Raw genomic sequence first — 24,347 nt, forward strand, 5'->3', positions numbered from 1 at the left:
CGACGTTGGTGTCCGGTCCCGCCTCGGTGACGACCCCGGAAGCCTCGTGACCGAGCACCAGCGGGTACGACGGCCGCAGCGTGCCGTTGACCATGGACAGGTCGGAGTGGCAGACGCCGACCCCGGCGATGCGGACCCGGACGTCGTCGTTGCCGAGCGCGCGTAGCGAGACGTCCTGCACCTCGAGGTCGCCCGGTCCGGTCACCACGAGTGCCTGGGGCATGGCTCGACCCTAGATGAGTGGGCCCTCGCACCTCCCCATCCGATCGACGTTCTCTGCAACGATCACCTCAGGCAACAGCTGCGAGAAAGGTGAAACCCATGCACCCTCTCCCCCAACGTGTCGCGGCCGAGTTCTTCGGCACGTTCCTGCTCGTGTTCGGCGGCTGTGGCGCAGCCGTCTTCGCCGGCGTCCACATCGGCTTCTACGGCATCGCCCTCGCGTTCGGCCTCACCGTCCTCACCATGTCCTACGCCGTGGGTCACATCTCGGGCGGGCACTTCAACCCCGCGATCACCGTCGGACTCGCGATGGGCCGGCGCTTCGACTGGAGGGACGTGCCGACGTACGTCGTCACCCAGGTGGTCGCCGCCGTGGTCGCGGCGTTCAGCCTGTGGGTGATGGCGCACGGCAAGTCCGGCTTCGACTCCACGGCCAGTGGCTTTGCCACGAACGGGTACGGCGACCGGTCACCCGACGGCTACGCCTGGTGGTCGGTGCTGCTGGCCGAGGTCCTGCTGACCGCGTTCTTCGTCTACGTGATCCTCGGCGTCACCGACACCCGCGCCCCGAAGGGCTTCGCCCCGCTGGCGATCGGCCTGACGTTGACGCTGATCCACCTGATCATCATCCCGGTCGACAACACGTCGGTGAACCCGGCGCGCTCGATCGGGCCCGCCCTGTTCGCCGGCGGAGACGCCATCGTCCAGCTCTGGCTGTTCATCCTGGCTCCACTCGCCGGCGGCCTGATCGCCGGCGCCACGTATCTCACCCTGTTCGGAGGCGACGACGAGCCGGTCCCGCTGGAGGTCGCCGAGCAGGGGTGACGGGCAAGCGATCGTGCGGTGGACCCTCTCGGTCTCCGGGAGGGTCGACGGCCCTCAGGCGAGGAAGCGCAGCGGCTCCTCGAGCAGACCCGCCAGGTGGGCCAGCCACCGCGCCGCGGCGCCCGGATCGATGCGTTCGGTGTCGCAGGAGAACGAGATCGCCAGCACCCGGCCGGGGACCAGGACGCCGCCCTCGACCACCGGTTGCACACGCACCGCGCCGATCGTGAGCACGGCCGGGTGAGCAGCGGTCGCATCCACGGTGCCCTCGGCGATCCCCTCCGTGCCGAGGTCCACCACGGTCACAGAGGCCGGCTCGAGCTCGCCGGAAGCCAGCCGACCCTCGCGAGCACGCGTGTCGAGGTCGGCCAGGGTCGTCGTCAGCGAGCTCACCGTCATCAGGTTGGCCACGTGCACGACCGGCGCGACCGTGCCGGACGGCGTCCACCGCTGCACCGCCACGTCGGCGATCGCCGACGAGCCCGGGCGGAGCGGCATCTGACGGCCGGCCACGGCGACCGCCTTGACCACCAGCGCGATCAGGGAGACCGAGTCGACTCCCGAGACGATCGCCAGCAGGCCGTCGGCGCGTACGACGTCGCGCAGCTGCAGCTGGCTCGTGGCCGAGGTCGCCGCCTTCTCGGCCGCCCGCGGGTCGCCGACGAGCACCGTGTCCACGACCGCCTCCGCGACGGTGTCCGCCCAGCCGACCACCTTGCGTACGACGATCGGCTCGTCCAGGGCGTCCGCCGAGGCCGGTTCCACCAGGCTCATCACGAACTCGGGTTCCGACGGCTCGACCGGCTCGACCGGCTCGATCTGCTCGATCTGCTCGACCGGCTCGATCCGCTCGACCGGCTCGATCTGCTCGACGGACTCACGGGACTCGACCGGCTCACGTGACTCGGCCGGTTCCGGCGGCGGCCACGTGGTCGCCCGTAGCGGGTCGTCGGCGGGTACGGCGCGGAGGTGCGCGCCCGCGTCCTGCGCCTGCTGCGACTCCGGGGAGACGGCGATGCCCAGCTGGACGATCAGCTGCTCGACGTCCTCGATCACCTCGCCCGGAGCACCGAGCACGGCCAGCGGGGTGCCCGGCGCGACGTGCTGCCCGGGCTCGACCAGCGACCTGATCAGGAATCCCGGCTCCGCGACCTCGATGCTGAGCAGGCTCGTGTCGGTCTCGACGGTGGCGATGCTCTGCGCGCCGACGAAGTCCCCCGACTCGCCGACCAACCACGCCGTGAGCATGGCGGAGGCAGCGTCGTCCTCCACCTCAGGCATGCGCAACACCCGCGCCACGGCGTCCCCCCAAGGACTCTGTCGGGGCACCGGTCCGGGTGCCCCTCAACGAGGTCCCGGACCCTCGCCGACGAGGGAACCGTAACGCACCGGGGTACCCCTCACCAGGCACCAAACGGGCTAGAGGCATGACGTGTCGCGGCCAGGGAAAACCAGGGGGCGGCCCGGTCCCCGGCCGAGGCAGAATGCCGACTCACCATCCGAGGAGGGACCGATGGCCGAGAGCGCGGCCGCCCGCCAGGTCTGCGTACTCCTGCGGGAGGGGCAGGTGCTGACCGATGACACGCGCCGGCTGCCGTCCTACGAGGCGGAGGAGAGCTGGGACGACCTGCACCGTCGTAGTCGGGCGTGCGGCGACGAGAAGGCCGTGCTCGTGGCGCCACAGCTACGCGTGCGGGCGGATCCGACCGTGCTGCTCAGCGTCTTCGGCGCCCGGTCCTGGGCCCCGGTCGAGGGCACCTGGACGGCCATCGCCGAGGTGGCCGAGGACGACGACGCCGTCGTGGCCGCCCTGCTCGAGGTCGCGGCGGTCGTGGCCGGGCACGCCGAGGCCCCGCCAGGCGGCCCCGATGGTTCAGCGCGTCCTGGTACGACGAGGTCGACGCCTGGATCGACCAGCACCTGGCCGCCCGCGGCAGAGCCCGAACCGGTGACACGGTGCCGGTGAAGGTCTGGAGTCTCTCCGCCGTGCTCCAGGTCCCCTGCGCGCCGGCAGCGGTGTGGTTCAAGGCGTCCTGCCGCCACTTCCACGCCGAGCCGGCACTCACCCGCCTGGTCGTCGAGGTGCTGCCGGAACACGCGCCCCCCATCCTGGCCGCCGACGAGCAGCGGGCGTGGCTCCTGATGGACGAGATGCCGGGCGCGGACGAGGACCACGAGGACGCGCCACCCGCCGGCCTGGGACCTGCGGCTGCGCGGATCGCGGCCACCACCCAGCTCCGTTCCCTGGATCACCTCGAGGAGATCGAGAGGGCCGGCGTGCCCGAGCGCGGTCTCGCCCGGACGCTGCACGTCTTCGACGAGATCCTGGTCGGCAGCACGGAGCTCGACGAGCTCACCCCGGACGAGGTGGCCGCCGCGCGCGGCGTACGCGAGGCCGTGCATGCCGTCGTCGAGGAACTCGCCTCGCTCGGCCTTCCCGAGACGCTCGTCCACGGCGATCTCCACCCGGGCAACGTCGCTCACGACGGCGACACGGTCGCGCTCTACGACTGGAGCGATGCCGCGGTCTCGCACCCGTTCCTGGACATCGTGCTGCTCACGAAGCGACTGCCCGAGGACGAGGGGCGCGCGGCCCGGGCGGTCTACGCGGAGGCGTGGCGCGCGGCCTACCCGGACGTCGACGTGGACCGCGCCCTCGAGCTCGCCGTGGACGCGAACACGATCTACCAGATGGTGACCTTCGAGCAGATCTACCGCGCGCAGGAGGATGCGTCGTACTGGGAGATGCGCGGCGTCGTCGCCGGCATGCTGCGCAACCTCCCGCAACGCTTCCCCAGCCGGAGCTGACCCTGCCAGGATCGCGAGCGTGACGTCAGGACCCGCTCAGGACGAGGTACGACGACTGCTCGGGCTGATCGAGGAGCTCGACCCGAGGATCAACGCCGTCAACGCCGTCAACGCGCACGCGCTGGCCGAGGCGGAGACGCTCGACCGCGAGACCGCCGCAGGCCGCAGCCGCTCGGCGTTGCACGGCCGGGCGGTGCTGATCAAGGACAACGTCGACACCGCCGGTCTGGCCTCGACGGCGGGCTCCTTGGCGCTCGCCGACTCGCCGCCCGAGCAGGACGCACCACTGGTACGCCGGCTCCGTGACTCCGGTCTGGTCGTGCTCGGCAAGACCAACCTCAGCGAGTGGGCCAACATCCGCGACCACCACTCCACCTCCGGCTGGAGCGCGCACGGCGGGCTGACCCGCAACCCGTACGCCCTCAACCGCACGGCCTCCGGGTCGAGCTCCGGGAGCGGGGCCGCGGTCGCCGCCCGACTGGCCGCGCTCGCCGTCGGCACCGAGACCAACGGCTCGATCACGTCCCCGGCCGCCTGCTGCGGGGTCGTCGGGCTGAAGCCCACGGTCGGGCTGGTGCCGACGGAGGGGGTGGTGCCGATCTCGTGGAGCCAGGACGCACCCGGGCCGATGACGCTGACCGTCGCCGACGCCGCCGCGCTGCTCGACGCGATGGCCGGGACGAGTTACGCCGTCGATCTCGAGCGCGGGGTGCGCGGCCGCCGGATCGGCGTACCCCGTGACCTGTGGGGGTACAGCGAGGCCGCCGACGCCGCATCCGAACGTGCGCTGTCGCTGCTGTCGGGGGCCAGCGCGGTGATCGTCGACGACCTCGCGCTGCCGGCCCTGAAGGACCTCGACGACGAGGTCGGGCTCACCCTGATGCTGGTCGAGCTCAAGGTGGCCCTGGCCCGGTACCTCGCGACCCGCGACGTACCGGTGCGCACGCTGGCCGACGTCATCGCGTTCAACCAGGAGCATGCCGAGCAGGAGATGCCGTGGTTCGGGCAGAGCCTGTTCGAGAAGGCGGAGGAGACCGAGGGAGTCTCGTCCCCGGCCTACCTGGAGTCCCTCGACGCGTGTACCGCCGTGGGACTCGCCGAGCTCGACCGGACGCTCGGCGAGCACGACCTGGACGCCTTGGTCGCCCCGGCCACCGGACCCGCCACGCCGATCGACCTGGTCAACGGCGACCCCGGAGGGGGCGGTGGAGCCAGCGACTCCAGCGCGCTCGCCGGGTCGCCGATCCTGACCGTCCCGCTCGAGCTCACGCACGGCCTCCCGGTCGCGCTCTCCTTGTGGGGCGCCCGCGGCAATGAGACCCGGCTGCTCCAGCTCGGCCGCGCCCTGGAGGCCGGCCGCGATGCGCACACCGGGCCGCTGCCCGCGCCGACGTTCCCGGAATGGGTGTGACCCCGGGCGGGTTACGCCGGCATGGGTGAATCTTCAACCGACGATGTCCTCACGACCCTCCGAGCCACCTACCAGCGCCTCGCCGCGGCTTTCGACGAGCTCGGGGAGGCGCGCGCGACCCTGCAGTCGTACGACGACGACTGGTCGGTGGCGCAGGTGGCCTCGCACCTCGGGTCGGGCACCGAGATCTTCCACCACTACCTGGATGCGGGCACCAAGGGCGAGCCGGCGCCGGGAGGCGAGATCAACCCGCCCATCTGGGACGCCTGGAACGCGAAGTCGCCGACCACGCAGATCCAGGACGCGCTGGAGGTCACCGCGTCGTTCCTCGACGCGGTCGACGCCCTGAGCGACGAGGAGAGAGAGCGTTGGCGGCTGGAGCTGTTCGGGATGGACCAGGACCTCGCCACGTTCCTGCGGATGCGGCTCAGCGAGTACGCCCTCCACACCTGGGACGTGACCGTCGCTCTCGACCCGGCCTCGACGATCCCGGACGACGCGGTCGCCTGGGTCGCGGACGGCATCGGCATGGTTGTCGCCTGGGCCGGCAAGCCGTCGGAGAAGCAGGTGTCGGTGGAGGTTCGGACGACCTCCCCGGAGCGCGCCTACCACCTCGATCTCGGACCGTCCGGGGTTTCGCTGTCGCCGTCGCTCGACGACACCGACGCGGCCGAGCTCAGCCTGCCGACCGAGGCCTTCGTGCGTCTGGTCTACGGCCGGCTCGACCCCGACCACACGCCGGCCTCGGTGTCCGCCACGGGTGTGGACCTCGACCTGCTGCGGACGGTCTTCCCCGGCCTCTGACCGGTCCGGGTGGCGTCTCAGCCACACCTCAGGCGGACGACGGGGACAGTCGCTCGCGGAGTCCGGCCGCGAGGCCTGCGATGGTCGAGGCGTCGAAGAGCTCACCCACGCTTCCGGCCAGACGCTTCCGTTTCACCGGCGACAGCCGCAGTCGGAGGTGGACGTGGGTCGCCGAGGTCCCCGCGTCGTCGTACGGCGTGAGCACGATCGCCCAGGAGCCGAAGGTGCGACCGCGCTGGGTCGTGTGCACGAGCGCGTGGGGCGGCTCCAGGATCGCCACCTGGAAGGTCTCGTGCCTGCCCCCCCAGTCGGGGATCACCGACCCGACGCGCAGCACCTGTAGCGACGGGTCGATCGTCCGGAGGGCCCGCCGCGATCGCGGGACGAACCGCTCGACGGACGCGGGCAGGTACCACCCCGCGCGCTTCTTCCCGAGCTGGACGAACCACGGCCACACGACCTCCGGCGCGGCCGGGAGGTCGAAGGCGCGGTCCATGACCACGTCCGCGCGAGGGACGAGGTCGTCACCGGGGAGAGCCAGCGCGACGTCCTCGGGTGAGGGGTCGACCGACCCGAACATGCAGCCGCTCCTGTCTCCGAGACTCCGCCGACCCGACCTCCCCGGCCTTTCCTGATGCAAGCACCCTCACGCAGCAGGGGTGAGGGAGCGGCGCTGCTCCTGCGCCATCCGGGCCTGGAGGGCGCGGCGGACCTTCGGGCCGCCGGTCGACATCTGGTAGAGGCGCTTGAGCTGGCCCGGCAGGTTGCGTGCGTTGGTCTGGTCGAGCCACCCGTTGGGCAGGGACAGGCGGACCACCTTGTGCCACGCGGAGTAGACCTGCTGCGGGAACGGCCGGGCGCAGTAGTCGAGGCCGTAGCGGTCGAAGAGGTCCCGCACCTTCGGCGCGATCTCGCCGTACCGGTTGGACGGCAGGTCGGGGAACAGGTGGTGCTCGATCTGGTGCGACAGGTTGCCGGTCATGATGTGCATCAGCTTCGAGCCGGAGATGTTGGCCGAGCCGAGCATCTGGCGTACGTACCACTCGGGCTTGGTCTCGCCGTCGATCGAGCGCTTCTCGAAGGTCTGGACGCCCTCGGGGAAGTGGCCGCACATGATCACCGAGTGCGACCAGAGGTTGCGCACGGTGTTGGCGGTGAAGTTGGCCAGCATGGTCGGGATGAACGAGCCGGTCACCAGCGACAGGGTCGGGTGCACGACGTAGTCCTTGGTGACCTGACGCCGGATCTTGGCACGGACGGCCTTGAACTCCGCCTTGAACTTCGGGTCCTTGGTCTTGCCGCGCGCGACCGCGCCCCGGAACTCCAGGTCGTACGCCGCGATGCCGTACTCGAAGAAGAGCGCGTTGACGAAGTTCCACAGCGGCTGACCGAGATGCATGGGGTGCCAGGGCTGGTCCTCGTCCACGCGCATGATGCCGTAGCCGAGGTCGTTGTCCTTGCCGATCACGTTGGTGAAGTTGTGGTGCAGCTCGTTGTGGGCGTGCTTCCACTGGTCGGCCGGGGTCGCGGAGTCCCACTCCCAGGTGGTCGAGTGGATCTTCGGGTCGCGCATCCAGTCCCACTGGCCGTGCAGGATGTTGTGACCGATCTCCATGTTCTCGAGGATCTTCGAGGCCGAGAGGCCGGCGGTGCCGATCAGCCAGGCCGGCGGGAACAGCGACGCGAGGAGTACGACGCGGCTGCCGAGCTCGAGCGAGCGCTGGGTCTTGATCACCCGGCGGATGTAGCGCGCATCGCGCTCACCGCGGGTGTCGACCACCGACTGGCGGATGTCGTCGAGCTCCTTGGCCATCAGCTCGAGGTCCTCACCGGTGAGGTGAGCGATCGGGTTGACCTGGCCGATACGAGGCTTCTTCTGGATCGTGGTCATCTCGTCTCCTTAGTGGTCGAGGTGGCACGGCCCGGCGGCCGCGTTGATGCAGGTCTGGATTCGGATCCCACCGGAGCCGGTCTCGCCCGGGACGGCGGTGGTGAGCTCGCCCGTGCGCAGGTCGCGGACCACGCCCTCGCGCATCGGCAGCACGCACTGGTAGCAGATGCCCATCCGGCAGCCGCTCGGCATCAGGACCCCGGCCTCCTCGGCCTGCTCCAGGATCGGGCGGCCGCCGTCGCACTCGACGTCGACGCCGGCCCGGTCGAAGGTGACGGTGCCGCCCTCGCCGGCGACGAGGGTCGTCACGCGGAACTGCTCGGTGAACAGGGGCAGCCCGCGGTCCTCGTGATGGCCCGTGATCGCGTCGAGCAGCCCACCCGGGCCGCACGCGAACGTCGTGCGCTCGGCGAGGTCGGGCACGAGCGCGTCGATGTCGGCGAGGTCGAGGATGCCGTGCTGGTCGTCGTACCGCGCGACGAGGCGGATCGCACCAGCGGCCTCGAGCTTGCGCAGGTCGTCGAGGAAGATCGAGTCGGGCTCGCTCGGCGCGACGTGCACCACGACGACGTCGTACGGCGTGGAGCGGGCCAGGCGGAGCACGCCGCTGTCGGTCGAGGGGTACAGGTTGCGAAGCATCCCGATCACCGGGGTGATGCCGGAGCCGGCTGTGATGAACAGCAGCTTGCGCGGGCCCGAGACCGGGAGCACGAACTCGCCCGCCGCCTGCTCGAGGTGGAGCAGCGTGCCGGGTCGGGTGTGCCGCACGAGGTAGGGGCTGACGTGGCCGTCCGGCACGGCCTTGACCGTGATCGAGATCCGGCCGTCGGCGCGGGGGCCGTGGGTCAGCGAGTAGGCGCGCCAGCAGCGGACGCCGTCGACGTCGACACCGATCCGGACGTACTGGCCGGGCACGTGCCCGGACCAGTCGGCGCCGGGACGGATCACCAGGGTCGCGGCGTCGGCGGTCTCGGGGTGGACCGACTCCACCCGGCCACGCAGCTCGGCGCCGGTGCGGAGCGGGGCGAAGAGGTCGAGGAAGTCGGCAGGGACCAGCGGCGTCGTCGCCGCCTCCGCGATCTTCAGAGCACGGGTGCGCCATCGGTTGCTGGGCGCGAGAGTAGTGCTCATACATCCCAGCATGTCGTCATAAGGTGATGCGTTCCTGACCGCCACACGTGAATCCAGGGGCAACTTTTTGTTCATGTGGAACAATTCGTTGCCGTGAGCCTCCCGGAAGCCCGCACGACCCGCATCACGCTCGACCCGCGGCTGCTCGACCTGCTCCGCCGCCGCCTTCCCGACGTCGCCACGCACACCATCGCAGCGGTGACCGACGAGGTCCCGTCGTACGCCGGCGCGTTCGGCGGACCGATGGGCGACAACGTCGAGAACGCCGTTCAGATGGCCCTCGCGGGCTTCCTCCGGCTGGCCGCGCGGGGCCGGGTCGTCGACCAGGCTCAGCCGCTGTCGCCGGCCCTCGAGGGTGCCTACGCGCTCGGTCGCGGTGAGGCCCGCAGCGGCCGCAGCGCCGACGCGCTGCTCTCGGCGTACCGCGTGGGTGCCCGGGTCGCCTGGCGGGAGCTGGCCGAGACGGCGGTGACCGCCGGGGTCCCCGCCGACATGCTGGCCGACTTCGCCGAGCTGGTCTTCGCCTACATCGACGAGCTGTCGGCGGCCTCGGTCGCCGGCCATGCCGACGAGCTGGAGACCAGCGGGCGGGTGCGCCAGGGGTACCTGGATCGCCTCGCCTTCGGCATCCTGCGCGGCGACCCGGCCGACGCCCTCGTGGCCGCGGCCGAGCGTGCGGACTGGACGCCGCCGAAGACGCTGACGGCCGTGATCCTGTCGAGCGCCCAGCTGCGGCCGGTGCAGGGGCTCCTCGACCCGCGCACGCTGACGTCGGTGGGCGAGCCGGTCACCCTGCCCGACGGCCTCGGCGTGCTGCTGGTGCCCGACATCGGCGGCCGAGCGCGCACCCGCTTGATGCGGACCCTGACCGGGCGCGCGGCGGTCGCGGGGCCGCCGCGCCCCTGGCTGGTGGCCAGTACGTCGTACGCCCGGGCGCTCCGGGCACTCGACCTGCGGGACGAGGACGCGACCTACGACACCGAGGAGCACCTCGCCGAGCTCGTGCTCACCGCCGACCGCGAGGCCGTGGCCGACCTGCGCACCCGCGTGCTCGCGCCGCTGGCCGACCTGAGGCCGGCGACCCGGCAGAAGCTCGCCGAGACCCTGCGGGCCTGGCTGCTCCACCAAGGACGACGCGACGACGTCGCCGCCGCGTTGTTCGTCCACCCGCAGACCGTGCGCTACCGCATGGGTCAGCTGCGCGAGCTGTACGGCGACCGGCTCGACGACCCGGAGACGATCCGCGACCTCACGCTCGCGCTCTCGTGACTCACCAGGCGGAATGAGCGGTCTCCCCGCCGACCAGGGTGAGGGCGACCGGAATCGTCCGCAGCGCAACTCCGGCCGACGCCGTGTGGGGGTGCTCGGCCAACGGGTCGGCGTCGAGCAGCACCAGGTCGGCCGGCATCCCGGCGTGGACGCTGCCCCGGCCGTCCACGCTCGCGGCCAGCGCCTCGCGGGCGGTGAGTGCCTGCTCGGGGTGCCAGGGCGGCCGCTCGTCGGCGCTGCGGTGGACGGCGGCGGCGATCGCCAGCCACGGGTCGAGCGGGGAGACCGGCGCGTCGGAGCCGAACGCGACCTGCACGCCGTCGTCGAGCATCCACCGGAACGCGAAGCAGCGCTCCGCGCGGTCCGGCCAGATCAGCTCGGTCACGTCGCGGTCGTCCAGCAGGTGAGCCGGCTGCACGCTTGCGCGGAGCCCGAGCCGGGCCATCACGGACACGGACTCACGACTGACCAGCTGGGCGTGCTCGATCGACCCGAGCGCGCCGGTGACGTCGTACGCCGAGAGGGCCTCGTGCAGGGCGAGGTCACCGATCGCGTGGGTGGCCACCTCGAGCCCGCGACTGTGGGCCACATCGAGGAGACCGGCCAGCTCGGCGCTGGACTGGTTGGGCGCGCCGGCGCCGGACCCGTCGACGTACTCCTCGCAGCACCAGGCCGTGCGGGTGTTGAGCGAGCCGTCGCTGATGATCTTCAGCGGTCCCATGGTGATCAGCTCCGGGGACCCGGGGAGCGCGTCACCCGTGCGCAACCCCGCGGCGATGGTCGCATCGAGGCCGTCGGCGTACGTCGCGACGCGGACGCGGATCGGGGAGTCGCGCGGCTCCCAGTCCGCCGGGAGCTGACCGCGCTCCAGGTCGACGATGCCGGTGATGCCGAGGGCGGCCGCGCGGTCGAGCGTGCGCCGGTACGCCGCGGGCGAGACGTCGGGCTCGACCACGAGGTCGATGCGCGTGTAGGCGTCGTACCACTCGTTCTCGGTGACGACGCCCTCGCGCGGGGGGAGGCCGAGCCGCTCGAGCGCGCGGGAGTTGAGCCAGGCATGGTGGGCGTCACCGGCGATCAGCACGACCGGGACGTCCGGCGCGATCGTGTCGAGGGCGGCCACGGTGGGCTCGGTCTGCCACATGCCGAGCCGGTGGCCGTACCCGACCAACGGCCCGAGGTGCTGCGCCAGATGGTCGCGGACGCGCGCCAGGACGTGGTCGGGGGACTCCGAGCCGGCGAGGTCGAGCCGCTGGCCGCGCGCGGTCCACTGGGCGAGGTGGACGTGGTGGTCCCAGAGCCCGGGGATCAGCCAGCGGCCGTCCGCGTCGTACTCCTCGATCCCGAGCGGCCTGTCCAGCTCGTGCCCGATGTTCTGGACGACTCCCCGTTCCACGACCACGTCGACCGGCCCGGCCCACCCCGGCCCCCGACCCAACTCGACGATCCGGACGTTGCGGAGGACGAAGTCGGCCACGCGCACACCGTAGTGCCGGCCGCCGGGACAGTCCGTACCACCGGACCGCTCAGGCGGGGTCGAGGGCGGGAACGGCGTGGCCGAAACGGAGCAGGTTGGCCGGGTCGTACGACGCCTTCGCGCGTTGCAGGCGCTCGAACGTCGGGGCGGACCAGGCCCGGGCCCGGTCGGCGTCGTCACCGGGGACGCCGTGGAAGTTCACCATCGTGCCGCCGGTCGACCACGGAGCCATCGCCCCGACCACCGCACGGATGGCGCCCGGGACCGCCTCGGCGATCGGGGGCATCAGGGCGCCGACCGCGAACAGCGAGTACGGCGCGTCGCGGCCGCTGACCGCGTCGGTCCGGTCGCCGGCCAGGGCACCGCCGAGCAGTCGCACCTCCACCAGCAGCAGCGGGCACTGGGCGTCGGGTCCCGCCTGCTCGAGGATCGCCTCGATCGTGTCGGGGCCGAGCTCGCGCAACAGGGTCCCGCCCTCCTCGAACGGCACCGGGTGCTCGGGATCCATGTGGATCCGGTCGAGCTCGGCGTACGGCATCCGGCCCACCATGTCGATCATCGGCGGGGCGACCGCACGCATCGGCGCGAGCAGGCGCTCACCCTCGGCGTCGTCGCCGAGGTAGGCGATCCGCAGGTGCACCGTGAACTGCCCGCGCAGCGGCGCGGGTACCTCCGGGAGGGGCGGCAGCCGGAGCAGGCTGATCGACGCCGAGAACTCGTCGGGCAGGGTGTCGACCCACTCGGCGAACACGGTGAGCAGGGTCGGAGCCAGGGCGCCCGGCCAGAAGATCGCGCCGCCGTACAGGTCGGCGATCTCGAGCAGCTCGACCTCCATCGAGGTGACGATGCCGACGTTGCCCTTCCCGCCGCGCAGCGCCCAGTCGAGCTCCGTGCCGTCGCCGGCCTCGACGTGGTGCAGCTGCCCGTCACCGGTGACGACGTCGAAGCTGCGCACCCGGTCGGAGCTGAACCCGTACTTCCGCCCGAGCACCGGCAACCCGCCACCGAGGGTGTATCCGACGACCCCGACGTCGGACGTCGAGCCGCACAGGCCGGCCAGCCCGTGCTCCGCGGCCGCGTCGAGCACCCTGCGCCACTTCACGCCGGCGCCGACGCGCGCCGTACGACGCACCGGGTCGATGGTCACCTCGTCGAGCCCACGGGTGCTGACCAGCACGCCGTCGGTGATCGGCAGCACCGCCCCGTGGCCGGTGGCCTGGACGCCGACCGGGAGCGCGTGCTCACCCGCCCAGCGGACCGCCGCCGCGACATCGTCCGCGGACCGCGCCGCGACCACCACGTCGGGCGTGTGCTGCCGCGAGAGGTTGAACGCCGCGACCTCCTCGGCGTACCCCTCGTCGCCGGGTCGGTAGACCGGCCCGTTCACCGATTGCGCGAGCGCGCTGACGTCCATCGTGTCTCCCCCTGGGTCCTCGTCTGCTGGCCCGAGCACGGCCGACCACGGTCGGGTCGGTGCGAGGACGCTAACCGGTTCGAGGTCTTCGCGACAGTTCGATTTCTGACAGATCGGCTCAGATGTGGCGGCGGGACTGGACGATGCGGAAGCGGGAGGCGACGTACGCCCCGTCGGTGTACGACGCGGTCGCGGCGGGGTTGGCGCCGGTGCCGTGGAAGTCGGAGTACGCCGCGGACTGGTTCACGAACACGCCCCCGAGGAGGTTCTCGCTGAGGGCCACGCCCGCGTCCAGAGCGGCCTCGCGCATCTGCTCGACGACGTCGTTCCGCGTCGAGTACACCGATGCCGTCATCGCGCCGTGCGCCAGCACCGTCGAGCGGAAGAGCCGGATCGACTCGTCGGTGCCCGCCGTCGCGATCAGGTAGGCGACCGGCCCGAAGCACTCGGACTCGTAGACGTCGGAGTCCGCCGCGGTCAGCCCGATCAGGGTGGGCGTCCGCACCGTGGCGTCCGGGTACGAAGGGTGGGTCACGGTGCGCGAGGCGACGTACACCTCGCCCTGGGACGCGGCCGCCCCGAGCCTCGACAGCACGCCGTCGTTCACGACTCCGCCCAGCAGCTCCACGGCCCGGGCGTCGTCCCCGAGCAGCTTGTCGAAGGCCGCGCCGATCCCGGCCGCGACCTCGGCCGGCGTCTTCAGGCCCTCGTCGGTCTCGATGCCGGACGCCGGGAGATACACGTTCTGCGGGGCGGTGCACATCTGCCCGGTGTAGAGCGCGAACGAGAAGGCGAGGTTCGCACACATCGCACCGAAGGCGTCGGTCGAGTCGATCACGACGGTGTTCACGCCGGCCTTCTCGGTGAACACCACCGCCTGCGTCGCGTGCTGCTCGAGCCAGTCGCCGAAGGCGTTGCCGCCGGTGAAGTCGATCAGCTTCACCTCCGGCCGTACGGCGAGCGTCGAGGCGAGCTTGTCGGCCGGGTCCTCGGCGGCGAGCGTGACCAGGTTGCGGTCGAAGCCGGCCTCGGCGAGCACCTCCTGACAGACCTGCACAGTGATGGCCAAGGGCAGCACCGCCGACGGGTGCGGCTTGACGACAACCGCGTTCCCGGTCACCAGCGACGCGAACAGCCCGGGCCACGAGTTCCACGTCGGGAACGTGTTGCAGCCGACCACCAACGCGACGCCGCGGGGGACGACGGTGAACGTCTTCTCCATCGTCAGCGGCACCTTGCCCGGCTTCTCCCACACGGCCGTGCGCGGAGTCCGGGTCATCTCGACCCACGCGTAGGCGATCGCCTCGAGCGCGCGGTCGAGCGCGTGCGCTCCGCCGGCCTGGAAGGCCATCACGAACGCCTGCCCGCTGGTGTGCTGGACAGCATTGGCAAGCTCGAAGACCCGCTGGTGCAGCCGGTCGAGGATCTCGATGCCGACGCCGACGCGCGCCTCGGGCCCGGCGTCGCGCCAGGCCTTCATCCCCGTCTGTGCGACCGTCAGCAACGCGTCCACGTCGTGGGCGCGCGGATAGGTCACCCCGAGCTCGAACCCGAACGGCGAGCGCTCGGTCGAGACCGTCCCGTCACTGCCCGGGGTCTGGAGGGGGAAGGCCCGACCCTGCCAAGCCTCGAACGCCGCCTTGCCCTCGCCGGCCGCGGACTCGCCGTACACCCGCGGCGAGGGCGACTCGTCGTACGCCGAGTAGAACTCGCGCGAGGCGCTGGCGGCCACCGCAGCGTCGAGCTTGTCGCGGTGCTTGTCGAAGTACGGCGTCGTCATGACGCCAGCCTGTCGCGGCGCCGCACACCAGGCAAATGGGGCCGCTGGTGCTTGCTAGGTAGGTTGTGCCGCATGAGCATGCGGGGTCTCGTGGTCGCCCTGCTCTGCGGCCTGCTCGGGATCGGCCTCGGCGTGGTGGTGGCGTACGCCGCCCAGCCCAGCGTCTCGGACTCCGGCGCTCCTTACCCGATCTCGGCCGTGTCGCCCAGCGTGCCCGTCGACGAGCCGCCGTCGTCCAAACCGCCCGCCCCCGACATCACGTACCCGTCGCTGAGCCCCGACCTGAGCCTCCCGCTGCCGGACCACACCATCGGCAACGAGCTGGCGACGTGGACCTATCACCTCCCCGCGGGCTGGCAGCCGTACGCCGTGTGCACGTACGCCGGTGAGTGTCCGCCGCCGATGATCACCGACACCCCCCTGACGCCGGAGCAGGCGAAACGGCAGCCCGAGGTGCGGTTCCGTCCCCCCGACGAGCCGACGGTCGGCGGCTACAGCCTGCGGGTGAAGATCCTCGACAACACCCTCAACCTCAACCCGGGCCAGATGGTGAGCACCAAGATCCAGGGTTTCAAGCAGAGCTATCAGAAGTTCCAGAAGCTCAAACAGACGCCGTCGGCGGTCTACTTCACCTACCGCGACCTCAACAACCACCTGCGCTACAACTACTTCCAGTGGTTCGCGGCCACCGGATCCTCGACCGCGACGCTGGAGATGTCGGTGGCCGGACGCGAGCGCGACGTGCCGGGCCTCAAGGCCCTGTTCAACCGGTTCGCCGACAACGTCCTGGGGACGACCGAGCCGTACCACCCGGGCAAGGCGTCGCACCAGGGCGCCGGGTCAGCACCGACCGGTTAGCCCAGCGAGCCGAGTGTCCGCACGGTGTCGAGCACCTGCTCGGCGGTCTTCTCGTCGTCGCTTCGTACCTGTATCCAGAGCAACTTGGTGGGGCTCACCTGCTCGGCCTTCTCGATGATGATCCCGCCACCCGGGCAGCCGGTTGACGTCGCGCTCACCGACGGGTCCCCTGTGGTGCCGCGCTCCGTCTTGCCGGGCTTCGAGCACGCCGGATGCTGGGGGAGCGAGGTCGGGAGCTTCTTCTCGGGCATCAGACCCACGAACACGCCCTCGCCCGATGCCCGCCAGTCGGCCTTGTTGCCCACCGAGAGGGCCGACTGGCTGAACGGCGCGGCCGGCGGCATCCAGTTCGCGAGCGAGACGTCGCGGGCCCACGACGACGGCACCGTGACCCGCAGGGTGCGGTCCTCATCGGTGAACGTCCTGGTCTCGTGGGCGTGCTGCCACGCCGCGTACCCGCCCAGGCCACCCGCCACCATCAGCACCAGCGCGAGCACCGCCGCCGGCCACCAGGGGCGCCGCTTCGGCGGGACCGGTGCGGGCAGGTCGTCGTGGGAGGGCACCAGTGACGGCTTGTTGCCGGGCTGCGTGAGCTCGGGGTCGACCGGGAGCCAGCGCGCGGGGAGCGACCCCATCCCGGACTCCCCGAGAGCCTCCGCCAGCGCCGCGACGTAGGCCGGCATGTCGGGGTAGCGGTCGTTGCGGTCGGCCGCGAGCCCACGGCGTACGACGTCGTCGACCGCCTGGGGGAACGGTCGTTCCGTAGTCGACAGCGGCGGCGGTGGCGGCGGGGCGGCGGCCGCGGACAGCGAGCTGTGGGAGTACGGCGGACGACCACTCAGCATCAGGAACGTCAGCGCCGCCAGGGAGAACTGGTCCGCCCGCGCGTCGAGGTGCTCGCCCTGCGCCTGCTCGGGGGCCACGAATGACGGGGTCCCGGCGATCATCGTCAGCCGCGACGAGACGTCGAGCGCCTTACCCAGGCCCAGGTCGCCCACCATGGCCCGAACGACGGTGCCCTCGTGCTCGGGGTCGACGGTGCGGAACAGAACGTTGGCCGGCTTGATGTCGCGATGGAGCACGCCGCGCTGGTGGAGGGCGTGCAGCCCGGCCCCGATCTGCCGAACCACCTCGCAGGCCTGGGGCACGGTCAGCCCCTCGTCCTCGAGCCGGTCGGCCAGCGTGCCCTGGTCGGCGTACGACATCACCAGGTAGGGCCGGTCGTCCTCGAGCGACCCCGCGTCGTACACGGTCACGACGTGCGGGGACTCCACCTTGCGGAGGAAACGGCCCTCCTCGAGGAAGCGCTGGCGGACGTGGGAGTCCTCGGTCCAGTTCTCCGCGAGCACCTTGATCGCAACCGGGGAGTCGAGCTGCTCGTCATAAGCGAGCCAGACGGTCGCGAAGCCGCCGGAGCCGATGCGCCGACGTACGGCGTAGCGACCGAGGCGGGCAGGCATGGACACGCTCGGCATTATGGTGCAGTGACGATTCCGCCCCATCGGGCGGCACGGGGAGTCAGAGGACGCGCATGATCCGAGAGGAACTCACGCCGGACGACGTCGACGAGCTCGCACGTCGTGCGCAGGGCGATGACCGAGACGCGATGGAGCAGCTGCTCACGGCGGTCCGGCCACGGTGTCTCAACGTGTGCCGGCAGGTGCTGCCGTACACGCCGGACGCCGAGGACGCCTGCCAGGAGGCGTTGATCAACATCTCGAACAAGATCGGGTCCTGGGGTAGACAAGGGCGCTTCACCACCTGGATGCACGTCGTCGCGGTCAACAGTGCGCGCACGACGTACCGGCGGATGAAGAACCAGGCGATCTCCAGCGACGTGCTGCCCCTGGAGAAGCCCGACCCCCGCACGACCAGCGTCATCGCCGGCACCCGCCTCGACCTGCTCGAGGCGATGGAGACGATCGAACGCGACCACCCGCAGTTCGTCGAGCCGCTGATCCTGCGCGACGTCTACGGCATGTCGTACGACGACATCGCGCAGCAGATCGGCATCCCCCTCGGCACCGTCAAGGCGCAGATCCACCACGGCCGAAAGCTCGCGAGGCCGCTCCTCCGCGGACACGACTGATGCCCGGCGGCCAACGCAGGCTCGCCGTCGGCCTGGCGCTGCTCGGGATCATCGCCGTCGGCTGCGGGTCCGGGACCGCCGACCCGCCTGCCGCCCCTCGGCTCGCCGGCGACGCCGTCGACACCCACGGCACGGCGTACGACGCAGCGCTCAGCGACCCACGCGAGGACTCCCTGTACCCCGATGTCGGCGACCCCGGCGTCGACGCGCTGCACTACCAGCTCGACCTCAGTTGGGACCCGCGGGCCGCGCGCCTGACCGCCACCGAGACGTTGCTGCTCCGGTCCACCACGAGCTCGGACCACCTGCGGCTCGACCTGGCCCGGCAGATCGTGGTCGGCCACGTCTGGCTCGACGGGAAGGCGGTGTCGTTCCAGCACTCGGGCAAGGACCTCGAGGTCCGGGCGCCGGTCCGGGCCGACAGCCGGCACGTGCTCCAGCTCACCTACTCGGGAACCCCGGAGCCGGTCACCGCACCTACCGACCGGGCCGACTTCTCCACGACCGGCTGGACCATCGCGCCGGACGGCACCGTCTGGACGATGCAGGAGCCGTACGGCGCGTACAGCTGGTACGCCGTGAACGACCACCCCTCCGACAAGGCGTTCTACGACATCACCATCCACGCCCCGAAGGGCCAGGTCGGTGTCTCCAACGGCGAGCTCCGCTCGCGCACCACGACCGACGGTCGGACGGTCACCCGGTGGCACCTCCCCGAGCCGGCCGCGTCGTACTTGATCACGATCGCGATCGGGCGCCTCACCCAGACCAAGGACACCGGACCGCACGGCCTTCCGATCAGCTACTGGACCCCGACGGACCGGCCGGCGATCCTGCGCAAGGTCCGCTACGCACCGCAGGCCGTGGCCTACCTCGAGCGGCTGGTCGGTCGCTATCCGTTCCCCACCCTCGGCGTCCTCGTCGTCCCGTCGAACAGCGCGATGGAGACGCAGTCGATGGTCACCCTCGGCGACAACAAGTACACGTTGTCGCACGACGTCGTCGTCCACGAGATCGCGCACCAGTGGTACGGCGACACGGTCACCCCCGACGACTGGAGCGACCTCTGGATGAACGAGGGCATGGCGACGTACCTCGCCGAGGCCAACTGGACCGCCGACCACACCCCGGCCGACCTCGACGACATCCTCCACCGGTGGTCGAGGTTCGTCGGAGGCATGCGTAGCGAGTACGGCGCGCCGGCCGACTACCGGCCCGGTTCCTTCGGCGAGGGAAACGCCTATTACATCCCGGCACTGATGTGGGACACGATCCGGCAGCGGCTCGGCGACCGGCAGTTCTGGTCCCTGGCCACCCGATGGCTGCGCAGCCACCGCTTCACCAGCCAGGACCGCGACTCCCTGGCCGCCTGGTGGAGCAAGGAGTCGGGAGAGGACTTGACTCCCGTGTTCGACACCTGGCTGGAGGGGCCGACCGAGCCGACCTGGCAGGCGGGGTCGAACGAGGACGTGCCGAGCCGGCGGTAGCCGGGACGGCACGACCGCAGTGCGCGGCGAAGCGAGCTTGCTCGCGAGTCAGTACAGCAGCGCGGCGGCCGGGTCCTCGAGGATGCCGGCGACGTCGGCCAGGAACCGCGATCCCCGCTCACCGTCGATGTGCCGGTGGTCGAAGCTCAGGGCCAGGGTCGTGACCTGACGGACGACGACCTCGTCGTCGACCACCCACGGCTGCTTCCTGATCGCGCCGAACGCCAGGATGGCGGACTCTCCCGGGTTGATGATCGGAGTCCCGCTGTCGATGCCGAAGACACCGACATTGGTGATCGTGAAGGTGCCGCCGCTCATCTCGGCCGGCTGGGTCTTCCCCGATCGTGCGACCTCGACCAGCTCGTTCAGCGCGCCGGCGAGCTCGAGCAGGGACAGCTGCTCTGCGTCCTTGACGTTCGGGACGACCAGGCCGCGAGGAGTCGCCGCGGCGATGCCGAGGTTGACGTAGCTCTTGTAGAGGACCTCCTGGGCGGCGTCGTCCCACCACGAGTTGATCTCCGGCGTACGACGCATCGCCAGCATCACCGCCCGAGCCAGCACCAGCAGCGGTGAGACACGTACGTCGCGGAACTCGCGCCGGCCCTTGAGCCGCTCGACGAACTCCATCGTGCGCGTCGCGTCGATCGTCACCCACTCGGTCACGTGCGGTGCCGAGAACGCCGACTGGACCATGGCCTGGCCCATCATCTTGCGGACGCCCTTGATCGGCTCGCGCCACTCGCGTTCCCCGGCCGGGACGTCATACGAACTGGTCGTTCTAGCGACCGTTTCGTATGACGTTGCGCCACCACGCTGGGCGGCCTGCACGTCGTCCCGGGTCACCGCGCCGTTCGGACCGGTGCCGACCAGGGAGTTCAGGTCGACGCCGAGGTCCTTGGCCAGCTTGCGCACCGGGGGCTTGGCGAGCACGCGCACGTTGCCGGGCCCGACGGACGCCGCCGACGCCGCCGACGTCGCCGGGACGGCCGGCCCGCCGGACTCGTCCTGCTCGTCCAGCCCGATCGGCGCGGTGTCGCCCATCGGCTCGAACGCCGCCTGGGTCTGGACCGCGGCCGCCGACTTGCGCGCGCGGCGCGTCGCCCCACGATCGGCCTTCATCCGGCCGACCAACGACTCACCCTCGCCCGATCCGCTGGCCGCGGGGTTGGACAGATCGATGTCGGTGGCCAGGACCTCTCGCGCCTGCTCCTCGGCGCCGGCCTTCTCCGCCATCGCGAGGTACGGGTCGGACTCGGTCTGCTCCGTCGGACCCGCGGGCTCGTTCGGCACGGGGCCGTCGAGCGCGTCGCCGATCGTGATGATCGGCGTCCCGACCGGGATGGTCTCGCCCTCGGGGACCATCAGCCTCTGCACGACGCCGGCGTACGGCGACGGCAGCTCGACCAGCGACTTGGCGGTCTCGATCTCGACCAGGATCTGGTTGATGACGACGGTGTCGCCCTCCTTGACCTTCCAGGTCACGATCTCGGCCTCGGTGAGGCCCTCGCCCACGTCGGGCAGCTTGAACTCGGCCATGGGGTCGGTCCTCTCAGAAGGTGAGCGTGCGATCGACGGCGTCCAGCACCCGGTCGAGGTCGGGAAGGAAGTCCTCCTCGATCCGCGAAGGAGGGTACGGCGTGTCGAAGCCGCCGACGCGGAGCACCGGCGCCTCCAGAGAGTAGAAGCACTCCTCGGTGATGCGCGAGGCGAGCTCGGAGCCCATGCCGAGGTTGACGTGAGCCTCGTGGGTCACCACCGCACGACCCGTCTTGCGGACGGACTCGTAGACCTTGCCCATGTCGAGCGGCGAGAGCGTGCGCAGGTCGATGACCTCCAACGACGTGCCCTCGTTGCTCGCCGCCTCGGCGGCCTTGAGCGCGGTCTTCACGGTCGGGCCATAGGCCAGCACCGTGACGTCGCCACCTTGCCGGACCAGGCGCGAGCTGAACAGCGGGTCGGGCGTCGCGGTCTCGTCGAGCTCGGCCTTGTCGGCGTGGTACTGCCGCTTGGGCTCCAGGAAGATCACCGGGTCGGGGTGGGCGATCGCCTGCTGGATCATCCAGTAGCCGTCGACCGGGTTGGAGCAGGCCACGACCTTGAGCCCCGGCGTGTGCGCGAACTGCGCCTCGGGAGACTCGCTGTGGTGCTCGACCGCGCCGATACCGCCGCCGAACGGGATCCGGATCACCATCGGCAGCGGGGTCTTGCCCTGCGAGCGGAAGCACATCTTCGCGACCTGGCAGACGATCTGGTCGTACGCCGGGTAGACGAAGCCGTCGAACTGGATCTCCACGACGGGCCTGTAGCCGCGCAGCGCCATCCCGATCCCCGTACCGACGATGCCGGACTCGGCCAGCGGGCTGTCGATCACGCGGTCCTCGCCGAAGTCCTTCTGCAGGCCGTCGGTGATCCGGAAGACGCCGCCGAGCTTGCCGACGTCCTCACCCATCAGCAGGACCTTGGGGTCGTCCTCCATCGCCTGTCGCAGGCCCATGTTCAGGGCCTTGGCCAGGGTGACCTTCTGAGTCGCGTTCGCCTCTGGTGCGGCCATCAGTGAGCCCCCTCGAAGCTCTCGAGGTACGCCGCGAAGCCGTCGCGCTGGACCACCAGCTCGTCGGTCATCTCGGCGTACACGTGGTCGAACATGCTCAACGGCTGAGGATCCGGCAGGGCCTTGCACCCCTCGCGCAGCCGGTGGCCGAGCTCGTCGGCCTCGGCGGCGACTGCGTCGAAGAACTCCTGGTCGGCCATCGCGTTGCGCTTGAGGTAGACCTCGACCCGGGCGATCGGGTCCTTGAGCTTCCAGCGCTCGACGTCGTCGGAGAGCCGGTAGCGGGTCGGGTCGTCGGTCGTGGTGTGGGCCCCCATCCGGTAGGTGTACGCCTCGACGAAGGTCGGGCCCTGGCCCTCGCGCGCACGCTGCAGGGCGGCCTGGGTGACGGCGTACGACGCGAGCACGTCGTTGCCGTCGACGCGGATGCCGGGGAAACCGAAGCCCAGCGCGCGCTGGTAGAGCGGAATGCGGCTCTGGCGTTCGATCGGCTCGGAGATCGCCCACTGGTTGTTCTGGCAGAAGAACACGACCGGGGCGTTGTAGGAGGCGGCGAAGATGAAGGACTCGTTGACGTCGCCCTGGCTGGAGGCTCCGTCGCCGAAGTGCGCGATCACCGCGGCGTCGCGCTCGGGGTCGCCGGTGCCGACCACGCCGTCGCGCTGCATGCCCATCGCGTAGCCGGTGGCGTGCAGGGTCTGGGCGCCGATCACGATCGTGTAGAGCCCGAAGTTGTTCTCGCTGGGGTCCCAGCCGCCCTGGTCGACGCCCCGGAACAGGCCGAGCAGCTTCAGCGGGTCGACGCCCTTGCACCAGGCGACGCCGTGCTCGCGGTAGGTCGGGAACACGTAGTCCTGCGGCTTGAGCGCGCGGCCGGCACCGACCTGCGCGGCCTCCTGGCCGAGCAGCTGCGCCCAGATGCCCAGCTCGCCGTGGCGCTGGAGGGCGGTCGCCTCGACGTCGATGCGCCGGGTCAGGGTCATGTCGCGGAAGAAGCCGCGCACGGTCTCCGCCAGATCCGCGTCGGTCAGGCCGTCGCCGAAGGAGAAGTCGGGATGCTCGACGCGCTCACCCTCGGGGGTCAGCAGCTGGACGAGCTCAGGGCCGCCGTCCTGGTGGGCAGGTCCGAAGACCTCCGCGAGGTCGGGGCCGAAGCCGGACTGGGTCACGGTTGCTCCTTGTGCTCAGGGCTCGCGGGGTCTCCGCCTGCCTGCTGTCGGGGCGGCGTACGACGCGGGGATGGTGCGGCGTCCGCCGTGTGACTGGGACCACAATGATGCCTCCAACTTACCGGGAGGGGTGCGAGCCGGGCGAATCTGGCCGAGCCTCCCCGGCCGGCCGTCAACGGCCGGTCAGGGCGCGGTGACCAGTCGGCGGAGCAGGGTCAGGAGGCGCTCGGACTGGTTGGGCGTCAAGGCGCCGAGCCGCTCGGCGACGACCGCGTCGGCCAGGGGGAGCGCCTTCGCGAGCCGCTCCTCGGCGCCCGGCAGGAGGTGGAGCACCTGCGCGCGCCGGTCGGTCTCGAGGCGGCGGCGCTCGATCAGGCCGCGCTCTTCCAGCTCGTCCACGAGCTGGACCATGTGCGCGCCGCTGACGGCGAAGATGCGCGCCAGCTCCGACTGCGAGATCGGCCCGGTGGCCTCGAGCGCGGTCACGATGCCGACGTGCGGCGGCTCGATGCCGATCGGCTCCAGGGCCACGGTGAAGTCGATCCGCATCGAGTGGTGCAGCCGGGTGATCAGGAAGCCGATGCCGTTGCGCAGTGCCTCCGGGGTGTCCGGAGCGAGATCCGGTTCGACGACCTTCAGCAGCAGCTCGTGCAGATCGTCGCGCTGGCGCGGCGTCAGCCCGGCGATGATCGCGTCCTCGAGCTGGTCGACATGCCGGCGCCAGGTGCGGGCGGCGATCGCGCCCTCGGGCGTGCGGGTGAGCAGGTAGGACCGCCGGTCGTGGGGGTTGCGCACGCGCTCGACCAGGCCCTGGTCGGCCAGCTCGGCCGCGACCCGCATGACGGTCGTCCGGCTCACGCTGACCGTGTGGGCGAGGGCCTGCTGCGACCTGGGTACGCCGTCGCCGAGCGCCACCAACGCGGCGTACGCCTGGACGTCGACGTTGTCGGGCAGCACCGACTCGATCGCCGACGCGACGCGGGCGTGGGCACGCCAGACCACGTGGCCGGCGAGGCCGCCGAGCGCGGGCAGCAGCACCTGCTCGGCGCCTGGCAGCTGACGGCCCACGTTGCTCACCTTCCTGATCGTTAAGCCCTTGACGATCTCCTCGTCACGAGTATCGTACCCAGGGTAATCGTTAGGTGGATGATGATTAGTTCG

At 71.2% G+C, this 24,347-nt stretch carries 22 protein-coding genes; 9 read left to right on the top strand and 13 right to left on the bottom strand.

All coding sequences use genetic code 11. From position 1 onward, the window contains the following. Positions 1 to 223: alcohol dehydrogenase catalytic domain-containing protein (locus VGJ24_RS04785; RefSeq protein ID WP_331499357.1), on the bottom strand; the 223-nt coding region annotated here is incomplete at its 3' end. Positions 224 to 321: 98 nt separating this feature from the next. On the opposite strand from VGJ24_RS04785, the gene aqpZ reads away from it, so the two are divergent. Then, positions 322 to 1,047: an aquaporin Z gene (aqpZ, locus tag VGJ24_RS04790; protein ID WP_331499358.1), complete on the top strand. Its 726-nt coding sequence runs from the start codon at positions 322 to 324 to the stop codon at positions 1,045 to 1,047. Between the two features lie 54 nt (positions 1,048 to 1,101). Here the strand turns inward: aqpZ and VGJ24_RS04795 are convergent, their stop codons facing one another. Further along, positions 1,102 to 2,328, bottom strand: a complete 1,227-nt coding sequence (locus VGJ24_RS04795) for a 2-oxo acid dehydrogenase subunit E2 (protein WP_331499359.1) — start codon at positions 2,326 to 2,328, stop codon at positions 1,102 to 1,104. 232 nt (positions 2,329 to 2,560) lie between these two features. Here VGJ24_RS04795 and VGJ24_RS04800 point away from each other — a divergent pair, with 232 nt between their 5' ends. The 4 genes from VGJ24_RS04800 to VGJ24_RS04815 are packed head-to-tail and all read left to right on the top strand — an operon-like array spanning position 2,561 to position 6,070. Then, positions 2,561 to 3,013, top strand: a complete 453-nt coding sequence (locus VGJ24_RS04800) for a hypothetical protein (protein ID WP_331499360.1) — start codon at positions 2,561 to 2,563, stop codon at positions 3,011 to 3,013. Continuing rightward, complete coding sequence (locus VGJ24_RS04805; RefSeq protein WP_331499361.1) at positions 3,010 to 3,855, top strand: aminoglycoside phosphotransferase family protein; 846 nt, start codon at positions 3,010 to 3,012, stop codon at positions 3,853 to 3,855. Before VGJ24_RS04800 ends, VGJ24_RS04805 begins: the two co-directional genes overlap by 4 nt. A gap of 19 nt (positions 3,856 to 3,874) precedes the next feature. Further along, the gene (locus VGJ24_RS04810) at positions 3,875 to 5,266 is read left to right on the top strand and encodes an amidase family protein (RefSeq protein WP_331499362.1); all 1,392 of its coding nucleotides are present in this window, start codon (positions 3,875 to 3,877) and stop codon (positions 5,264 to 5,266) included. A gap of 21 nt (positions 5,267 to 5,287) precedes the next feature. Next, complete coding sequence (locus tag VGJ24_RS04815; protein WP_331499363.1) at positions 5,288 to 6,070, top strand: maleylpyruvate isomerase family mycothiol-dependent enzyme; 783 nt, start codon at positions 5,288 to 5,290, stop codon at positions 6,068 to 6,070. 28 nt (positions 6,071 to 6,098) lie between these two features. On the opposite strand, the gene VGJ24_RS04820 is transcribed toward VGJ24_RS04815, so the two are convergent. From VGJ24_RS04820 to VGJ24_RS04830, 3 genes are all read right to left on the bottom strand, one after another. Then, positions 6,099 to 6,650: a hypothetical protein gene (locus VGJ24_RS04820; protein ID WP_331499364.1), complete on the bottom strand. Its 552-nt coding sequence runs from the start codon at positions 6,648 to 6,650 to the stop codon at positions 6,099 to 6,101. 66 nt (positions 6,651 to 6,716) lie between these two features. After that, positions 6,717 to 7,961, bottom strand: a complete 1,245-nt coding sequence (locus VGJ24_RS04825; RefSeq protein WP_331499365.1) for an acyl-CoA desaturase — start codon at positions 7,959 to 7,961, stop codon at positions 6,717 to 6,719. Between the two features lie 9 nt (positions 7,962 to 7,970). After that, positions 7,971 to 9,092, bottom strand: a complete 1,122-nt coding sequence (locus tag VGJ24_RS04830) for a ferredoxin reductase (RefSeq protein WP_331499366.1) — start codon at positions 9,090 to 9,092, stop codon at positions 7,971 to 7,973. A 93-nt stretch (positions 9,093 to 9,185) separates the two neighbouring features. Between VGJ24_RS04830 and VGJ24_RS04835 the strand changes: the two genes are divergently transcribed. Further along, entirely contained in the window at positions 9,186 to 10,361 is a 1,176-nt protein-coding gene (locus VGJ24_RS04835; protein ID WP_331499367.1) for a PucR family transcriptional regulator, read from the top strand. A 1-nt stretch (position 10,362) separates the two neighbouring features. On the opposite strand, the gene VGJ24_RS04840 is transcribed toward VGJ24_RS04835, so the two are convergent. The 3 genes from VGJ24_RS04840 to paaN form a co-directional block, all read right to left on the bottom strand. Beyond that, positions 10,363 to 11,838 carry an amidohydrolase gene (locus VGJ24_RS04840; protein ID WP_331499368.1) on the bottom strand — a complete coding sequence of 492 codons (1,476 nt, stop codon included), beginning with the start codon at positions 11,836 to 11,838 and terminating at the stop codon, positions 10,363 to 10,365. A 49-nt stretch (positions 11,839 to 11,887) separates the two neighbouring features. Then, a complete protein-coding gene (locus VGJ24_RS04845) occupies positions 11,888 to 13,252 on the bottom strand; it encodes an FAD-binding oxidoreductase (protein ID WP_331499369.1) in 1,365 nt (454 codons plus the stop codon). 118 nt (positions 13,253 to 13,370) lie between these two features. Further along, complete coding sequence (paaN, locus tag VGJ24_RS04850; protein WP_331499370.1) at positions 13,371 to 15,032, bottom strand: phenylacetic acid degradation protein PaaN; 1,662 nt, start codon at positions 15,030 to 15,032, stop codon at positions 13,371 to 13,373. Positions 15,033 to 15,104: 72 nt separating this feature from the next. Between paaN and VGJ24_RS04855 the strand changes: the two genes are divergently transcribed. Beyond that, positions 15,105 to 15,890 (top strand): hypothetical protein, encoded by a 786-nt coding sequence (locus VGJ24_RS04855; RefSeq protein WP_331499371.1) that lies wholly within the window; start codon positions 15,105 to 15,107, stop codon positions 15,888 to 15,890. Here the strand turns inward: VGJ24_RS04855 and VGJ24_RS04860 are convergent. Beyond that, complete coding sequence (locus tag VGJ24_RS04860) at positions 15,887 to 17,350, bottom strand: serine/threonine-protein kinase (protein WP_331499395.1); 1,464 nt, start codon at positions 17,348 to 17,350, stop codon at positions 15,887 to 15,889. The two genes, VGJ24_RS04855 and VGJ24_RS04860, sit on opposite strands and share 4 nt — an antisense overlap. Before the next feature lie 71 nt (positions 17,351 to 17,421). Here VGJ24_RS04860 and VGJ24_RS04865 point away from each other — a divergent pair, with 71 nt between their 5' ends. Together VGJ24_RS04865 and VGJ24_RS04870 are read left to right on the top strand one after the other, a co-directional pair. Then, positions 17,422 to 17,979, top strand: a complete 558-nt coding sequence (locus VGJ24_RS04865; RefSeq protein ID WP_331499372.1) for an RNA polymerase sigma factor — start codon at positions 17,422 to 17,424, stop codon at positions 17,977 to 17,979. Continuing rightward, positions 17,979 to 19,466 carry a M1 family metallopeptidase gene (locus VGJ24_RS04870; protein ID WP_331499373.1) on the top strand — a complete coding sequence of 496 codons (1,488 nt, stop codon included), beginning with the start codon at positions 17,979 to 17,981 and terminating at the stop codon, positions 19,464 to 19,466. Before VGJ24_RS04865 ends, VGJ24_RS04870 begins: the two co-directional genes overlap by 1 nt. 48 nt (positions 19,467 to 19,514) lie before the next feature. Here the strand turns inward: VGJ24_RS04870 and VGJ24_RS04875 are convergent, their stop codons facing one another. The 4 genes from VGJ24_RS04875 to VGJ24_RS04890 all read right to left on the bottom strand — a co-directional run bounded on the left by VGJ24_RS04875 (position 19,515) and on the right by VGJ24_RS04890 (position 24,263). Then, positions 19,515 to 21,002: a dihydrolipoamide acetyltransferase family protein gene (locus VGJ24_RS04875; protein WP_331499374.1), complete on the bottom strand. Its 1,488-nt coding sequence runs from the start codon at positions 21,000 to 21,002 to the stop codon at positions 19,515 to 19,517. A 13-nt stretch (positions 21,003 to 21,015) separates the two neighbouring features. Next, positions 21,016 to 22,017 (bottom strand): alpha-ketoacid dehydrogenase subunit beta, encoded by a 1,002-nt coding sequence (locus tag VGJ24_RS04880; protein ID WP_331499375.1) that lies wholly within the window; start codon positions 22,015 to 22,017, stop codon positions 21,016 to 21,018. Next, the gene (gene pdhA, locus VGJ24_RS04885; RefSeq protein ID WP_331499376.1) at positions 22,017 to 23,186 is read right to left on the bottom strand and encodes a pyruvate dehydrogenase (acetyl-transferring) E1 component subunit alpha; all 1,170 of its coding nucleotides are present in this window, start codon (positions 23,184 to 23,186) and stop codon (positions 22,017 to 22,019) included. Before pdhA ends, VGJ24_RS04880 begins: the two co-directional genes overlap by 1 nt. A 183-nt stretch (positions 23,187 to 23,369) precedes the next feature. Then, a complete protein-coding gene (locus tag VGJ24_RS04890; RefSeq protein WP_331499377.1) occupies positions 23,370 to 24,263 on the bottom strand; it encodes a MarR family winged helix-turn-helix transcriptional regulator in 894 nt (297 codons plus the stop codon). Between the last annotated feature and the right edge of the window lie 84 nt (positions 24,264 to 24,347).

It is taken from the genome of Nocardioides sp. (genome assembly GCF_036493135.1).
In the GTDB taxonomy this organism is placed as follows: domain Bacteria; phylum Actinomycetota; class Actinomycetes; order Propionibacteriales; family Nocardioidaceae; genus Nocardioides.

Coding starts and splice junctions, on each gene's coding strand:
- aqpZ (WP_331499358.1), top strand. CDS start 322: ATGCACCCTCTCCCCCAACGTGTCGCGGCCGAGTTCTTCGGCACGTTC.
- VGJ24_RS04795 (WP_331499359.1), bottom strand. CDS start 2,328: ATGCCTGAGGTGGAGGACGACGCTGCCTCCGCCATGCTCACGGCGTGG.
- VGJ24_RS04800 (WP_331499360.1), top strand. CDS start 2,561: ATGGCCGAGAGCGCGGCCGCCCGCCAGGTCTGCGTACTCCTGCGGGAG.
- VGJ24_RS04815 (WP_331499363.1), top strand. CDS start 5,288: ATGGGTGAATCTTCAACCGACGATGTCCTCACGACCCTCCGAGCCACC.
- VGJ24_RS04820 (WP_331499364.1), bottom strand. CDS start 6,650: ATGTTCGGGTCGGTCGACCCCTCACCCGAGGACGTCGCGCTGGCTCTC.
- VGJ24_RS04825 (WP_331499365.1), bottom strand. CDS start 7,961: ATGACCACGATCCAGAAGAAGCCTCGTATCGGCCAGGTCAACCCGATC.
- VGJ24_RS04830 (WP_331499366.1), bottom strand. CDS start 9,092: ATGAGCACTACTCTCGCGCCCAGCAACCGATGGCGCACCCGTGCTCTG.
- VGJ24_RS04845 (WP_331499369.1), bottom strand. CDS start 13,252: ATGGACGTCAGCGCGCTCGCGCAATCGGTGAACGGGCCGGTCTACCGA.
- paaN (WP_331499370.1), bottom strand. CDS start 15,032: ATGACGACGCCGTACTTCGACAAGCACCGCGACAAGCTCGACGCTGCG.
- VGJ24_RS04855 (WP_331499371.1), top strand. CDS start 15,105: ATGAGCATGCGGGGTCTCGTGGTCGCCCTGCTCTGCGGCCTGCTCGGG.
- VGJ24_RS04860 (WP_331499395.1), bottom strand. CDS start 17,350: ATGCCTGCCCGCCTCGGTCGCTACGCCGTACGTCGGCGCATCGGCTCC.
- VGJ24_RS04865 (WP_331499372.1), top strand. CDS start 17,422: ATGATCCGAGAGGAACTCACGCCGGACGACGTCGACGAGCTCGCACGT.
- VGJ24_RS04870 (WP_331499373.1), top strand. CDS start 17,979: ATGCCCGGCGGCCAACGCAGGCTCGCCGTCGGCCTGGCGCTGCTCGGG.
- VGJ24_RS04875 (WP_331499374.1), bottom strand. CDS start 21,002: ATGGCCGAGTTCAAGCTGCCCGACGTGGGCGAGGGCCTCACCGAGGCC.
- VGJ24_RS04880 (WP_331499375.1), bottom strand. CDS start 22,017: ATGGCCGCACCAGAGGCGAACGCGACTCAGAAGGTCACCCTGGCCAAG.